The following is a 14093-nucleotide window of genomic DNA, read 5'->3' as shown; positions in this document are numbered from 1 at the left end:
GCGGGGGGACCGGCAAACATCGGGTCCGCCTCGTCACCCCACGCCGGCCGCGGGGCACCGCCGCGCCGTGGCCGCCGCCTCCGGCTGAGACGGCGGCCGGGAGCCCTGCTCAGCGGCCGACGTTGCGCTGCAGGTGCGCCGGGTAGCGCTCCCCGGCCACCGCGGACGCCGGTGCGGCCGCCTCGATCTCGGCCAGCTCGTCCGCCGACAGCTCCAGCGCGGCGGCCTCGACGTTCTGCTCCAGGTAGGTCCGCCGCTTGGTCCCCGGGATCGGTACGACGTGCTCCCCGCGGCTCTGCACCCAGGCCAGCGCGAGCTGCCCGGCGGTGACCCCGCGGCGCTGCGCGATGGCGGTCAGCGCCTCGACGATGGCCAGGTTCGCGGCCATGTTCTCGTCGGAGAAGCGGGGCAGGCCGCGGCGCATGTCGCCCTCGCCGAGCTGCCCGGTCGAGGTGATCGCGCCGGTCAGGAAGCCGCGCCCGAGCGGGGAGAACGGCACGACGCCGACGCCCAGCTCGGCGCACGTCGGAGCGACCGACTCCTCGATGTCGCGTGTCCACAGCGACCACTCCGACTGCACCGCGGCGGGCGGGTGCACGGCGTGGGCGCGGCGGACGGTGTCCGCGCCGCACTCGGAGAGCCCGTAGTGGCGGATCTTCCCCTCCTCGATCAGCCCGGCGAGCGCGCCGACGGTCTCCTCGATCGGCGTGTCCGGGTCGACGCGGTGCTGGTAGTAGAGGTCGATGTGGTCGACGCCCAGGCGCCGCAGCGACTCCTCGGCGCACCGCCGCACGTAGGCCGGGTCGCCCTGCGCGCCCTGGTTGCCCTGCGCGTCGCGCACGATGCCGAACTTCGTCGCCAGGACCACGCGGTCGCGGCGGTCGGCGATCGCGGCGCCCACGAGCTCCTCGTTGGCGCCGTCGCCGTAGACGTTCGCTGTGTCGAGCAGGGTGACGCCCAAGTCGAGGGCGCGGTGGATGGTCGCGATCGACTCGGCGCGGTCGGAGGTGTCGCCGTAGGCCTGGCTCATGCCCATACAGCCCAGGCCCTGGGCGGAGACGGTGAGATCGCCGAGTCGACGGGTTCCGAGGCCGGTTCCGGTAGCCATGACAACCAACCTAGACGCGAACGGCCCCGGTCCGCAGGAGAGCGGACCGGGGCCGTCGTGCGTGCCGGGGTCAGGGGATGCGGCGGACCGCCCCGGTGTCGGCGCTGGTCGCCAGGTGGGCGTAGGCGCGCAGCGCCTTCGACACGACGCGCTGCCGGTCGACCGGCTGCCACGGCCGCTCCGAGGACTCCATCTTGGCACGCCGGTCGGCGAGCGTCTCGGCGTCGACGAGCAGCTCCAGCGACCGGGCGCGGACGTCGAGCCGGATCCGGTCGCCGTTCTCTACCAGGCCGATCGTGCCGCCGGCGGCCGCCTCGGGGGAGATGTGGCCGACCGAGATGCCCGACGAGCCACCGGAGAAGCGGCCGTCGGTGATCAGGGCGCAGACCTTGCCCAGCCCGGCGCCCTTGAGGAACGCCGTCGGGTGCAGCATCTCCTGCATGCCCGGCCCGCCCGAGGGGCCCTCGTAGCGGATGACCAGCACGTCGCCGGGCTTGATCTCCTTCTTGAGGATCGCCGAGACGGCGTCCTCCTGGCTCTCCAGCACGACGGCCGGGCCCTCGAACTCCCAGATGTCCTCCGGGATGCCCGCGGTCTTGATCACGGCGCCGTCGATCGAGAGGTTGCCGCGCAGCACGGCCAGGCCGCCGTCGGAGGAGTAGGCGTGCTCCAGGTCGCGGATGCAGCCGCCTGCGGCGTCGGTGTCCAGGCTCGACCAGCGGTTCTCCGTCGAGAACGCCTGCGTGGTCCGGACCCCGCCCGGCGCGGCGTGGTAGAGCTCGACCGCGGTCTCCGACGGTGCCCCGGAGCGGATGTCCCACTCGGTGAGCCACTGCTCCAGCGACGGCGAGTGCACCGTGTGCACCCCGGTGTTGAGCAGCCCGGCCCGCCACAGCTCGCCCAGCAGAGCGGGGATGCCACCGGCCCGGTGGACGTCCTCCATGTGGTAGTCCGAGTTCGGCGCGACCTTGCTCAGGCACGGCACCCGCCGGGAGACCGCGTCGATCGCGGCGAGGTCGAAGTCGATCTCGCCCTCCTGGGCCGCGGCCAGGATGTGCAGCACCGTGTTGGTGGAACCGCCCATCGCGACGTCGAGCGCCATCGCGTTCTCGAACGCCTCGCGGGTGGCGATGTTGCGGGGCAGCGCGGACGCGTCGTCGTCGCGGTACCAGCGGGTGGCCAGGTCCATCACGGTGCGCCCGGCGTTCAGGAACAGCTCGCGGCGCGCGGCGTGCGTGGCCAGGGTGGAGCCGTTGCCCGGCAGGGACAGCCCGAGCGCCTCGGTGAGGCAGTTCATCGAGTTCGCGGTGAACATCCCGGAGCACGACCCGCAGGTCGGGCAGGCCGAACGCTCGACCTCGGCGAGCCCCGCGTCGTCCACCTCGGACGACGCCGACGCCGAGATCGCGGTGATCAGGTCGGTGGGTGCCTGCGCGACCCCGCCGACGACGACCGCCTTGCCGGCCTCCATCGGCCCGCCGGAGACGAACACGGTCGGGATGTTGAGCCGCATCGCGGCGTTCAGCATGCCCGGGGTGATCTTGTCGCAGTTGGAGATGCAGACCAGGGCGTCGGCCGCGTGGCCGTTGACCATGTACTCGACCGAGTCGGCGATAATCTCGCGGCTGGGCAGCGAGTAGAGCATCCCGCCGTGGCCCATCGCGATGCCGTCGTCGACGGCGATCGTGTTGAACTCCTTGGCGACCCCGCCCGCCTCCTTGATCGCGCCCGCGACGAGGTCACCCATGTCCTTGAGGTGCACGTGGCCGGGGACGAACTGGGTGTAGGAGTTGGCGATCGCGACGATCGGCTTGCCGAAGTCGTCGTCGCCCATGCCGGTAGCGCGCCAGAGCGAACGCGCTCCGGCGGCGTTGCGGCCGTGGGTGGTGACGCGGGAACGCAGGGCGGGCATCGGTCTTCTCCAGCCGGGTCTTCCGTGGTGGTTCCTGAGGGACCCCGGTGGGCGCGTCGCGAAGCGTGGGCACGAGCCGCCGGGGGGTGCGGCGCGACGGCGGCGGGGCGGGTCGCGTCCCGCCGGCCGGCGGGCCGATCGCCCGCAACCGTACGCCCCGCGACGGGCGTCAGTGACCCTCGGCCGGGTCCTCCGGGTCGGTCACCGCGGCCGGGTCGGCGAACCGGCCGCCGCTGGCGACCGAGAGCGCGGGCAGGTCGCGCGCGTGCACCGCGGGCAGGACGAGGTCGTCGTCCTCGCCCAGCACCGCGCTGACCCGCGAGCGCGAGCCGATCCGCAGACCGCGCACGTCGGCCCAGTCCACGGTGCGGGAGGAGAACGCGCTGCGGACGGTCAGCGTGTCCGGGTCCACGGTGGTGCGGACCCGCAGGATCCAGGCGATCGCCGCGACCGGGGCCACCAGCACGACCCAGAACCACGGCAGGCTGAACACCAGCGGCGTCGACCCGACGACCGCGACCAGGATGGCGAAGATGGTCAGCCGGCTCGGCGTGAACACCAGCGCGCGCGAGCCCACGCGGAGCTTGCGGCCCTCGTCGCGGACCCGGGGGGTCCACGCCAGCTCGCCGTCCACCTGCTGGGACGCCCCCGGGGCCGACTGCGGCTCGGCAGAGGTGGGGTCGGCGGGGACGGCGCGGTCGTCGGTGCTGCTCACGACCCCAGTGTGACAAATCCGGACCGTGACCCCACGGCCCGGACGGGTGGGTCGTTTGACTCCGTCCGTGGGACGCGTGCTAGCGTCGATGCATGTTCGCCGTTCGAATTCTCGTACTTCTTGGGCGCGTCGTCGCCTGAGTTCGACCTTCTCGAACGACGACGCGCTCACCCTCGCAGCGCCCGGAGCACCGGGCGGCGGGGGTTTTTTCATGTCCAGCTCCGAGCTCAGCCCATGTCCGGCATCTGATCGACACGATCTCCAGCGAGGCAGACCCAGATGACCACCGTCCCCGCCAAGCCCGGCTCGTCCGGCCCGAAGCCGGGCCCGCCGCCCGGCCGGTCCGCGGCCTCCGGCACGTCCCGCAGTGCGGCCCCGGCACCCGGTGAGACCACCGTGCCCGGTCCGCGCATCGTGGACGAGCCCATGACCGGCGCCCAGTCCCTGGTGCGTTCGCTCGAGGAGATCGGCTGCGAGGTCGTCTTCGGGCTGCCCGGCGGGACGATCCTGCCCGCCTACGACCCGCTCCTGGACTCGACGAAGGTGCGCCACATCCTCGTCCGCCACGAGCAGGGCGCCGGACACGCGGCGACCGGCTACGCGCAGGCCACCGGCAGGGTCGGGGTCTGCATGGCGACGTCCGGGCCGGGGGCCACGAACCTGGTCACCCCGATCGCGGACGCCCACATGGACTCGGTGCCGCTGGTGGCCATCACGGGTCAGCAGACCCGGCCGCTGATCGGCACCGACGCCTTCCAGGAGGCCGACATCACCGGCATCACCATGCCGGTGACCAAGCACAACATGCTGGTGACCGACGCGACGGAGATCCCGCGCGCGATCGCCGAGGCCTTCCACCTGGCGTCCACCGGCCGGCCCGGCCCGGTCCTGGTGGACATCCCGAAGGACGTGCTGCAGGAGCAGACCACGTTCTCCTGGCCCCCGGAGCTGCAGCTGCCCGGCTACCGGCCGACGACCCGGCCGCACGGCAAGCAGATCCGCGAGGCCGCCCGGCTCATCCGCGAGTCGGCCAAGCCGGTGCTCTACGTCGGCGGCGGTGTCCTCAAGGCCGAGGCCGCCGAGGAGCTCAGGGAGCTGGCCGAGCTGACCGGGGCGCCCGTCGTCACCACCCTGATGGCGCGCGGTGTGTTCCCCGACAGCCACCCGCTGCACCTGGGCATGCCCGGGATGCACGGCACCGTCGCCGCGGTCGCGGCGATGCAGCGGTCCGACCTGCTCGTCGCACTCGGCTCCCGGTTCGACGACCGGGTCACCGGCAAGCTGGCGAGCTTCGCCCCCGGGGCGAAGATCATCCACGCCGACATCGACCCGGCCGAGATCTCCAAGAACCGGCGCGCCGACGTGCCGATCGTCGGGGACTGCAAGGAGGTCCTGGCCGACCTGGTCGAGGCCATCCGTGCGGACCGCGCCGAGCACGGTGAGCCGGACCTGTCGTCCTGGTGGAAGCAGGTCGGCGGCCTGCGCGACCGCTACCCGCTCGGCTACGACGAGCCGACCGACGGGGCGCTCTCGCCGCAGTACGTGATCGAGCGGATCGGCGCGATCGCAGGGCCGGACGCGATCTACACCGCGGGCGTCGGCCAGCACCAGATGTGGGCCGCGCAGTTCGTCAAGTACGAGAAGCCGCGGACCTGGCTGAACTCCGGCGGGCTCGGGACCATGGGCTACGCGGTCCCGGCCGCGATGGGCGCCAAGGTCGGCGAGCCGGATGCCGTCGTCTGGTGCATCGACGGCGACGGCTGCTTCCAGATGACCAACCAGGAGCTCGCCACCTGCGCGATCGAGGGTATCCCGATCAAGGTCGCCGTCATCAACAACGGCAACCTCGGCATGGTCCGCCAGTGGCAGAACCTGTTCTACGGCGAGCGGTACTCCAACACCGACCTCAACACCCACAAGCTGCGCATCCCGGACTTCCCGATGCTCGCGCAGGCGATGGGCTGCGAGGGGCTGCGGGTCGAGTCCAAGGAGGACGTCGACCGGGTCATCCACCAGGCCATGGAGATCAACGACCGGCCGGTCGTCGTGGAGTTCGTCGTCGGTGCCGACGCCCAGGTGTGGCCCATGGTCGCCGCGGGCACGAGCAACGACGAGATCAACGTCCGGCGCGACATCCGGCCGGAGTTCGAGCACGACGAGCTGGCCGCGTCGGTCGATGCGGTCGCCGACGTCACCGAGCAGGCCCTGGAGGGCGAGAAGTGAGCGAGCTCCACACCCTCTCGGTCCTGGTCGAGGACAAGCCGGGTGTCCTGGCCCGGGTCTCCGGGTTGTTCTCGCGGCGCGGGTTCAACATCAACTCGCTCGCGGTCGGCCCGACCGAGCACCCCGACGTCTCCCGGATGACGATCGTCGTCGAGGTGGACGAGCTCCCGATGGAGCAGGTCACCAAGCAGCTCAACAAGCTGGTGCACGTCATCAAGATCGTCGAGCTGGAGCCGGACGCCTCGGTGCAGCGCGAGCTGTTGCTGGTCAAGGTCCGGGCCGACGCCACGGTGCGCAGCCAGGTCGTCGAGACCGTGCAGCTGTTCCGCGCCAAGGTCGTCGACGTCTCCCCGGAGGCGGTCACGGTCGAGGCCACCGGGTCGGCCGACAAGCTCAACGCGCTCCTGCGCATGCTGGAGCCCTACGGGATCCGCGAGATGGTGAAGTCCGGGATGGTGGCCGTCGGCCGCGGCCCCCGGTCCATCACCGCCGCGGCCGTCCGCTAGACAGTCGTCGCTACACAACCTCCGAGAGGAACCGTCCCAGAGCCATGAGTGTCAACATCTACTACGACGCCGACGCCGACCTGTCGATCATCCAGGGCCGCAAGGTCGCCGTGATCGGCTACGGCTCCCAGGGGCACGCGCACTCGCTGTCCCTGCGTGACTCCGGGGTCGAGGTGAAGATCGGTCTGCCCGAGGGCTCCAAGTCCCGGCAGAAGGCCGCCGACGAGGGCCTCGAGGTCGGCACGCCGGCCGAGGTCTCCGCCTGGGCCGACGTGATCATGGTCCTGGCGCCCGACACCAAGCAGCGCTTCATCTACACCCAGGACATCGAGCCGAACCTCAAGGACGGCGACGCGCTGTTCTTCGGCCACGGCTTCAACATCCGCTACGAGCTGATCAAGCCCCCGGCGAACGTCGACGTGGCCATGGTCGCGCCGAAGGGCCCGGGCCACCTGGTCCGCCGCCAGTTCGTCGACGGGAAGGGCGTCCCCGCCCTGATCGCCGTCGAGCAGGACGCCTCGGGCAACGCCAAGGCGCTCGCGCTCTCCTACGCGGCCGGGATCGGCGGCGCCCGCGCGGGCGTCATCGAGACCACCTTCAAGGAGGAGACCGAGACCGACCTGTTCGGTGAGCAGGCCGTCCTCTGCGGCGGTGCCGCCGCGCTGGTCCAGACCGGCTTCGAGGTGCTGACCGAGGCGGGCTACGCCCCGGAGATCGCCTACTTCGAGTGCCTGCACGAGCTCAAGCTGATCGTCGACCTCATGTACGAGGGCGGCATCGCCAACGAGCGCTTCTCCATCTCCGACACCGCCGAGTACGGCGACCTCACCCGCGGCCCGCGCGTCATCACGCCCGCGGTCAAGGCCGAGATGCAGAAGATCCTGGGCGAGATCCAGGACGGCACCTTCGCCCGCGAGTGGGTGGCCGAGGACGAGGCGGGCCGCGGCAACTACACCAAGCTGCAGCAGCAGGGCGCCGAGCACCCGATCGAGCAGGTCGGCGAGAAGCTCCGCGGCCTGATGAGCTGGGTCGGCGAGAAGGCCAAGTGAACGTCCCGGCGATCTGCGAGGCGCACACCGCGTGATCGACCGCCGGACCCGTCCGGCAGACTGAGAACCCACGGACCCAGTCGGTCCGTGCCCGCCTGGCTGCCGAGCGCACCCACCCGGAGCAGGCATCGTGGAGCCCCCGCCCGTCACCATCGGGCGGGGGTTTTGCGTGTGCGGGGCCGGTCGGTCGGTGCCGTACGGTCAGGGCCGGGTGCGCCGCGGCTCCGGGCCTTCGACGCGGTCCCGGCCACGCTGCTTGGCCCGGTAGAGCGCCGCGTCCGCCTCCGCGAACAGGGTCTGCGTCGTCGCGACGTCGGGCGGTCGACCCACGGCGACCCCGACACTGACCGTCACGGTGCCGAGCGGGCTGCCCGGATGTGGCAGGGTGGCGGAGCAGACCTCGGTCCGGATCGTGTCGCCGACCGCCCGGGCCGCCGTCCCGTTGCTGGAGCCGAGCAGGACGACGAACTCCTCGCCGCCGAAGCGCGCCACCATCCCGCCGTGGCCGCGCGCGACGCCGGCGATCAGCCCGGCCACCCGCACGAGGCACTCGTCGCCCGCCTGGTGGCCGAGCGTGTCGTTGTAGGCCTTGAAGTGGTCCACGTCGACCATCAGGACGGCCAGCAGACCTTCGCGGGCCGACCGTGCCCAGGCCGCACGGGTCTCGTGCTCGAGCCGGCGCCGGTTGGCCAGCCCGGTCAGCGGGTCGGTGGTGGCCTGGCCGAGCAGCGTGGCGTTGCTCTGTTCCAACGCCTCCTGCCGCCGCATGAACGCGGTGACGTCGCGGGAGACGAGCACGGTCAGCCCGTCGCGCGGATCCGCTACCGCGGAGGTGGACCGCGCCCGGGTCTCGAACCAGCGCACGCCGCCGCCGTCGTCGGTCCGGGCCCGCCAGGTGCAGCGGGCCTCGCCCGTCCCCGAGCGGAGCGCGGCCAGCGCCTCGGAGATCGCAGGGCGGTCGTCCGGGTGCACCTCCTCGGTGCCCCAGTAGCCGCGGGGCCCGCCGTGTGCGGAACCGGTGCGGGCGGCGGGGGACACATACACGATCTCGCCCGCGGGGCCGGTCACCACGATCAGCTCAGGAGAGTCGTCGGCCATCATCCGGTAGACCCCCTCCCAGGCGGCGCGCTGACCGCCGAGCCGGGTCCGGTCCGACTGCAGCGCGGCCACCAGCAGGACGGTGAGCATCGCGATCGTCAGGAACAGCTGCGCGGACAGCTGCGCGGCGGCGAGGTCGCCACCGGCCGGGGGCTCGTCGCGGGCCGTGGCGAGGAACGGGCCGACCCCGAGCCGGGTGAGGGTCAGGGCGAGCAGCGTCACGACGGTGACCCCGGCAACGGTCCCGGACACCCCGTGGCGGATGAGCAGGATCAGCAGCACTGCGGGCAGCAGGCCGAGCAGGAGGGGATCCGGCTGCACCAGGACGACCGTGCTCACGGCCGTGCCCAGGGCCAGGGCAGGCAGCATCGTCGCGGGGCGCACCGGGTTGCCCTGTGCCCCGCACCGCAGACCGGGACGCAGCCGCAGGACGGCTGGGGTGACCAGCCAGAGCGCCACCGCGTCGTTGACGTACCAGATGCGGGCGGTGTCCAGCAGTAGATCGGGGGCGATCGTGCCCGCGAAGGAGGCTTGCACGAGCGGGGCGCCCAGCATGGCGCCCAGCGCCGGCGCCGCCACCACGACCGCGACGAACCGCAGCCAGTCCCGCGGGTGCTCGCTGTGCCCGTCGATCCACGCCCGACGCGCACCGAGCAGCCACACGGCGAGCGCCACCTCGGCGGCGTTGACCAGCGGTGACCCGACCCCGAGCAGCAGGGACGTCCCGCTGAGCGCGCCGACCACCATCCCGCCCAGGAGGAAGCCGACGCCGTAGCGCAGCCGCAGGCCTGCCGGGACGACCAGCAGCAGACCGAGCTGCAGACCGTTGGCCATCCACACCACCGGGACGCGCGCTCCGGGCAGGTACTCGGCCGAGACGTTGGTCAGGGCGATCAGCGCGGCGTGCGCGGCGACCGCGAACAGCAACGGGAGGGGGGCGGCCCAGGGTGAGCCCGCCGTCCTCGTGAGGGTCCCGCCCTCGGTGGCGGGCGGGGCGCAGCCCCCGCCGGACGTCCCCGGGGCGTCACGCATCGGGCGATCCTCCCCGACCCCCCATAGGGGCGCCGGGGTCGGGTCGTGCCTCGCCCGTTCGACCCGGATGTCGCCGGCGCGGTCGGCCTTAGGATGGGCCCGAGCCCGACACCCAGTACGACCACCACCCGATCCCGGGAGTACGTGCACACCGTGAGCACCGCAGCCACCGACCACCGTCCCGTCGTCCTGCTCGGGGAGACGCTCGCGCCCTCCGCCGTCGAGCTGCTCGGCGACGGCGTCGAGATCCGCCACGTCGACGGCACCGACCGCCCCGCCCTGCTGGCGGCGCTCGCCGACGCCGACGCGCTGCTGGTCCGGTCCGCCACCCGGGTCGACGCCGAGGCGCTGGCCGCGGCAGGCCGCCTCAAGGTCGTCGCACGCGCCGGGGTCGGCCTGGACAACGTCGACGTCCCCGCCGCCACCGCGCGCGGGGTGATGGTCGTCAACGCCCCGACCTCGAACATCGTCTCCGCCGCCGAGCACGCCATCGCGCTGCTGCTCGCGACCGCGCGCCACATCCCGCCGGCGGACGCCGCGCTGCGCTCCGGGGCGTGGAAGCGCTCGTCCTACGGCGGCGTCGAGCTCAGCGGCAAGACCGTCGGCATCGTCGGGCTCGGCAAGATCGGGCAGCTCGTCGCGCAGCGCCTCGCCGCGTTCGGCATGACGCTGGTCGCCTACGACCCCTACATCGCGCCGTCGCGCGCCGCACAGCTCGGCATCGAGCTGATGGGCCTCGACGACCTGCTCCGCACCGCGGACATGATCACCGTGCACCTGCCGAAGACCCCGGAGACCCTCGGCCTGATCGGCAAGGACCAGCTCGCGCTGACCAAGCCGGGGGTGCTCGTCGTCAACGCCGCCCGCGGCGGCCTGATCGACGAGGACGCCCTGGCCGAGGCGGTCCGCTCCGGGCACGTCGGCGGCGCCGGGATCGACGTCTACGTCACCGAGCCGACCACGTCGAGCCCGCTGTTCGAGCTGGAGAACGTCGTCGTCACCCCGCACCTGGGCGCCTCCACCGCCGAGGCGCAGGACCGGGCCGGGACCGACGTGGCCCGCTCGGTGCAGCTGGCCCTGGCCGGGGAGTTCGTGCCGGACGCGGTCAACGTGCAGATCCACGGCGCCGTCGGCGAGGAGGTCCGGCCCTGGCTGCCGCTGGTGCAGAAGCTCGGCACCACCCTGCACGCCGTCGCCGGGCGCACCCCGACCTCGGTCACCGTCGACGTCGCGGGCGAGCTGGCCACCGAGGACGTCCAGGTCCTCGGCCTGGCTGCGCTGCGCGGGGTGTTCACCCACGTCGTCGAGGACCAGGTGACGTTCGTGAACGTGCCGCAGCTCGCCGAGGAGCGCGGCGTCGCCGTGGAGATCACCACCAGCCCGGAGAGCGCCAACCACCGCAGCGTGGTGCAGCTGCGCGGCGCCATGCCCGACGGGGAGAAGGTCACCGTGTCCGGCACCCTGACCGGCCGCGCCGAGGTCGAGAAGCTCGTCGAGATCAACGGACGGCACTTCGACCTGCGTGCCGAGGGCGACGTCGTCCTGCTGGAGTACGCCGACCGGCCCGGCGTGATGGGCCGGGTCGGGTCGCTGCTGGGGGAGGCCGCGGTCAACATCGAGGCCGCCCAGATCTCGCAGACCACCGACGGCACCGACGCCGTCATGCTGCTGCGGGTGGACCGCCAGATCGACCCGGCGGTGCTGGAGCCGATCGGTGCCTCGGTCGGCGCCCGGACGATCCGGCTCATCTCCTTCGACGACTGAGCGACCGGGCCCGGTCCCGCACTGCGGGAAACGGCTGCGCGGACCCGGTCGGTCGTGGGATCGTGTCTGCTCGCCACGAGCGGAGGGGGGATCCGGTGAGCTGGCTGCGGGCACTGGTGCTGGCGGGCACGACGGTCGGCGTGGGGTGCCTGGTGCTGCTCGGCGTCGGCTTCGTCACCGGGCTGTCGCTGACCGTGCCCTACGTCGTGTCGGTGATGGCGATCGTGACCGGGCCGCCGTCGGCGACGATGACGATCGGCCCCGGCATGCTCGTGGTCCTCGCCGCGCTCGTCGCGATGATCGAGGCCCCGGGCCGGGTGCGGGCCCGCCGGGCGCTGCCCCGCGCCGGGCACTGAGCCCGGGGCGGCCGTGCCACGGCGGCCGGGTCAGCCGCGCGGCGACCAGCCCAGCGCGGGTCCGAGCGCCCCGGCGATGTCGGTGACGATCTGGACGTAGTCGTCGTGCGGGAAGCCGAACGGCAACGCGAACACCGCCTCGTCGACCTCGCGGAACCCGGCGTCGGCCCACAGCCGTTCGGCGATCTCGTCGGAGCTGCCGACCAGGTCGCGGGCGAACAGCAGCCCGGCCGGGCCCTGCGGGACGCCGACCCGGGCGTCGCGCTCGCGGGCGTAGGCGGCGTAGCGCCGGCGTTGATCGGGCGTCGCCGAGTCGGTCGGCACGACGACCAGCCCCTGCGACACGCGCCCGGCGGGGTTCGCCTCGCGGTACGCCCGGATCTGCCGGGACTGGATCGCGGCGAAGTCGGTCTCCCCGCCGGAGCGCACCACGTTGCTCGTCAGCAGGTTCAGCCCCTGCCCCGCGGCCCAGACGGCGGAGGAGTCGCTGCCCGCGCCGTACCACATGCGCCCGGCCAGACCGGGGGAGTGCGGCTGCACCCGTTCGGAGAACGACTCGATCCCGACCGTCCCGGAGAAGGTGCTCGCCCGCTCCCCGCGCACCAGGCGCAGCAGCCGCGACACCCGCTCGCGGCCGAAGTCCTCGACGTCGGCGGTGTCCGGGTAGAGCGCGTCCCGCACGTGCTCCCACTGCATCGGCGGCCCGACCGAGACGCCCGGGTTCAGCCGCCCGCCGGAGAGCACGTCGACCGTCGCGAGGTCCTCGGCGAGGCGCAGCGGGTTCTCCCAGCCCAGCGGGACCACGGCCGTCCCGAGCTCGATCCGCGTGGTCCGCTGGGTCGCGGCGGCGAGCACCGCGACCGGCGAGGAGATGCCGAACTGCAGGTGACGGTGCCGGACGAAGGCCGAGTCGAAGCCCAGACGCTCGCCGAGGGCGATCATCTCCAGGGTCGTCTCGTGCCCGGGGCGGGGGTCGTCGCCGTCGAACGAACCGATGGTGAGGAAGCCGAGTCGACGCAGCGGGCGGTCGGGCGTGGGCACGCCCTGGGCAACGACGCCGTCGTCGCGCTTCTTCCCCACCCACCACCCGGACGGGTGGCGGCCGCGGCGGCCGTCCCACCCCTCGGAACGGGCCGGAGTCCCCGGAACGGCCGCGTGTCGCGGGTACTCCGACCGCGTGCGGCGCACGCGTCACCCGGACGGGACCACCCCACCGGGTGGCCGAACGATGACCCTGCGTCGGCAGGCGGTAGCGTGCGGCCAGCAGTACGACGAGAGGACGAGGTCATGCGCCTTGCGGTCATCCCCGGTGACGGCATCGGCCCGGAAGTGATCAACGAGGCACTCAAGGTCCTGGGCGAGGTCGCCCGCGACGTGGAGACGACCGAGTACGACCTCGGTGCCGCCCGCTGGCACTCCACGGGCGAGCTGCTCCCGGAGACGGTGCTGACCGAGATCAAGCAGCACGACGCGATCCTGCTGGGCGCGGTCGGCGACCCGTCGGTGCCCAGCGGCATCCTCGAGCGCGGCCTGCTCCTGCGTCTGCGCTTCGAGCTGGACCACCACGTGAACCTGCGCCCCGCGCGGCTCTACCCGGGGGTGCGCGGCCCGCTGGCAGGCAATCCGGAGATCGACCTGGTGGTCGTGCGCGAGGGGACCGAGGGTCCGTACGTCGGCACCGGCGGCCTGCTCCGCAAGGACACCCCGCACGAGATCGCGACCGAGGTCAGCCAGAACACCGCCTTCGGCATCGACCGCGTCGTGCGCGACGCGTTCGCCCGCGCCCAGCGGCGGCCGAAGAAGCACCTGACGCTGGTCCACAAGACCAACGTCCTGGCCTTCGCCGGTGCGCTGTGGTCGCGGATCGTCGAGGAGGTGTCGCTGGAGTACCCCGAGGTCTCGGTGGCCTACCAGCACGTCGACTCGACCACGATCCACCTGGTCACCGACCCGGGCCGGTACGACGTGATCGTCACCGACAACCTGTTCGGCGACATCCTCACCGACCTCGCGGCGGCGGTCACCGGCGGCATCGGCCTGGCGGCCAGCGGCAACATCGACGCCAGCCGTACCAACCCCTCGATGTTCGAGCCGGTGCACGGCTCCGCCCCGGACATCGCGGGCCAGGGCATCGCCGACCCGACCGCCGCCGTGTTGTCGGTCGCGTTGCTGCTCGACCACATGGGCCATCGCGACTCGGCCCGGCGCATCGAGGCAGCGGTCGCGTTCGACCTGGCCACCCGGGACCACGCGGCGACGGGCAACACCTCGTCGATCGGGGACCGGCTCGCCGCGCTCGTGTCGAGCCGCGAGGTCGCCACCAACTGACC

General features: G+C 72.9%; 11 protein-coding genes. 6 read left to right on the top strand and 5 right to left on the bottom strand.

From position 1 onward, the window contains the following. Positions 1-109 precede the first annotated feature (109 nt). The 3 genes from ATL51_RS10750 to ATL51_RS10740 form a co-directional block, all read right to left on the bottom strand. A complete protein-coding gene (locus tag ATL51_RS10750) occupies positions 110-1108 on the bottom strand; it encodes an aldo/keto reductase (RefSeq protein ID WP_100878540.1) in 999 nt (332 codons plus the stop codon). A gap of 70 nt (positions 1109-1178) precedes the next feature. After that, the gene (gene ilvD / locus ATL51_RS10745) at positions 1179-3020 is read right to left on the bottom strand and encodes a dihydroxy-acid dehydratase (protein WP_100878539.1); all 1842 of its coding nucleotides are present in this window, start codon (positions 3018-3020) and stop codon (positions 1179-1181) included. A 169-nt stretch (positions 3021-3189) separates the two neighbouring features. Further along, entirely contained in the window at positions 3190-3735 is a 546-nt protein-coding gene (locus tag ATL51_RS10740; protein WP_157818314.1) for a PH domain-containing protein, read from the bottom strand. Between the two features lie 426 nt (positions 3736-4161). Here ATL51_RS10740 and ATL51_RS10735 point away from each other — a divergent pair, with 426 nt between their 5' ends. Genes ATL51_RS10735 through ilvC form a run of 3 tightly spaced genes read left to right on the top strand, consistent with a single transcriptional unit; the run spans position 4162 to position 7513 of the window. Beyond that, positions 4162-5958 carry an acetolactate synthase large subunit gene (locus ATL51_RS10735; RefSeq protein WP_455342415.1) on the top strand — a complete coding sequence of 599 codons (1797 nt, stop codon included), beginning with the start codon at positions 4162-4164 and terminating at the stop codon, positions 5956-5958. Next, entirely contained in the window at positions 5955-6464 is a 510-nt protein-coding gene (gene ilvN / locus ATL51_RS10730; protein WP_062397155.1) for an acetolactate synthase small subunit, read from the top strand. The genes ATL51_RS10735 and ilvN overlap by 4 nt, the downstream gene beginning before the upstream one ends. Positions 6465-6508: 44 nt before the next feature. After that, positions 6509-7513 carry a ketol-acid reductoisomerase gene (ilvC, locus tag ATL51_RS10725; RefSeq protein ID WP_062397153.1) on the top strand — a complete coding sequence of 335 codons (1005 nt, stop codon included), beginning with the start codon at positions 6509-6511 and terminating at the stop codon, positions 7511-7513. Between the two features lie 201 nt (positions 7514-7714). Here ilvC and ATL51_RS10720 read toward each other — a convergent pair whose 3' ends face one another. Continuing rightward, on the bottom strand, positions 7715-9643 hold the full coding sequence (locus tag ATL51_RS10720; RefSeq protein ID WP_100878536.1) for a sensor domain-containing diguanylate cyclase: 1929 nt from the start codon (positions 9641-9643) through the stop codon (positions 7715-7717). Positions 9644-9796: 153 nt separating this feature from the next. Here ATL51_RS10720 and serA point away from each other — a divergent pair, with 153 nt between their 5' ends. Both serA and ATL51_RS10710 read left to right on the top strand, forming a co-directional pair. Continuing rightward, positions 9797-11407 carry a phosphoglycerate dehydrogenase gene (gene serA / locus ATL51_RS10715; protein ID WP_100880637.1) on the top strand — a complete coding sequence of 537 codons (1611 nt, stop codon included), beginning with the start codon at positions 9797-9799 and terminating at the stop codon, positions 11405-11407. 95 nt (positions 11408-11502) lie between these two features. Next, positions 11503-11763, top strand: a complete 261-nt coding sequence (locus ATL51_RS10710; protein ID WP_062397151.1) for a hypothetical protein — start codon at positions 11503-11505, stop codon at positions 11761-11763. A 30-nt stretch (positions 11764-11793) separates the two neighbouring features. Here ATL51_RS10710 and ATL51_RS10705 read toward each other — a convergent pair whose 3' ends face one another. Next, complete coding sequence (locus ATL51_RS10705; RefSeq protein WP_100880636.1) at positions 11794-12804, bottom strand: LLM class flavin-dependent oxidoreductase; 1011 nt, start codon at positions 12802-12804, stop codon at positions 11794-11796. Between the two features lie 246 nt (positions 12805-13050). Here ATL51_RS10705 and ATL51_RS10700 point away from each other — a divergent pair, with 246 nt between their 5' ends. Further along, complete coding sequence (locus ATL51_RS10700) at positions 13051-14091, top strand: 3-isopropylmalate dehydrogenase (RefSeq protein WP_073578427.1); 1041 nt, start codon at positions 13051-13053, stop codon at positions 14089-14091. The last annotated feature ends 2 nt before the right edge of the window (positions 14092-14093 follow it).

The sequence above is a fragment of the Pseudonocardia alni genome, assembly GCF_002813375.1.
GTDB classification, from domain to species: domain Bacteria; phylum Actinomycetota; class Actinomycetes; order Mycobacteriales; family Pseudonocardiaceae; genus Pseudonocardia; species Pseudonocardia alni.
The sequence above is the reverse complement of the archived record's forward strand: the minus strand, read 5'-3'. Positions and strand labels throughout refer to the sequence as shown.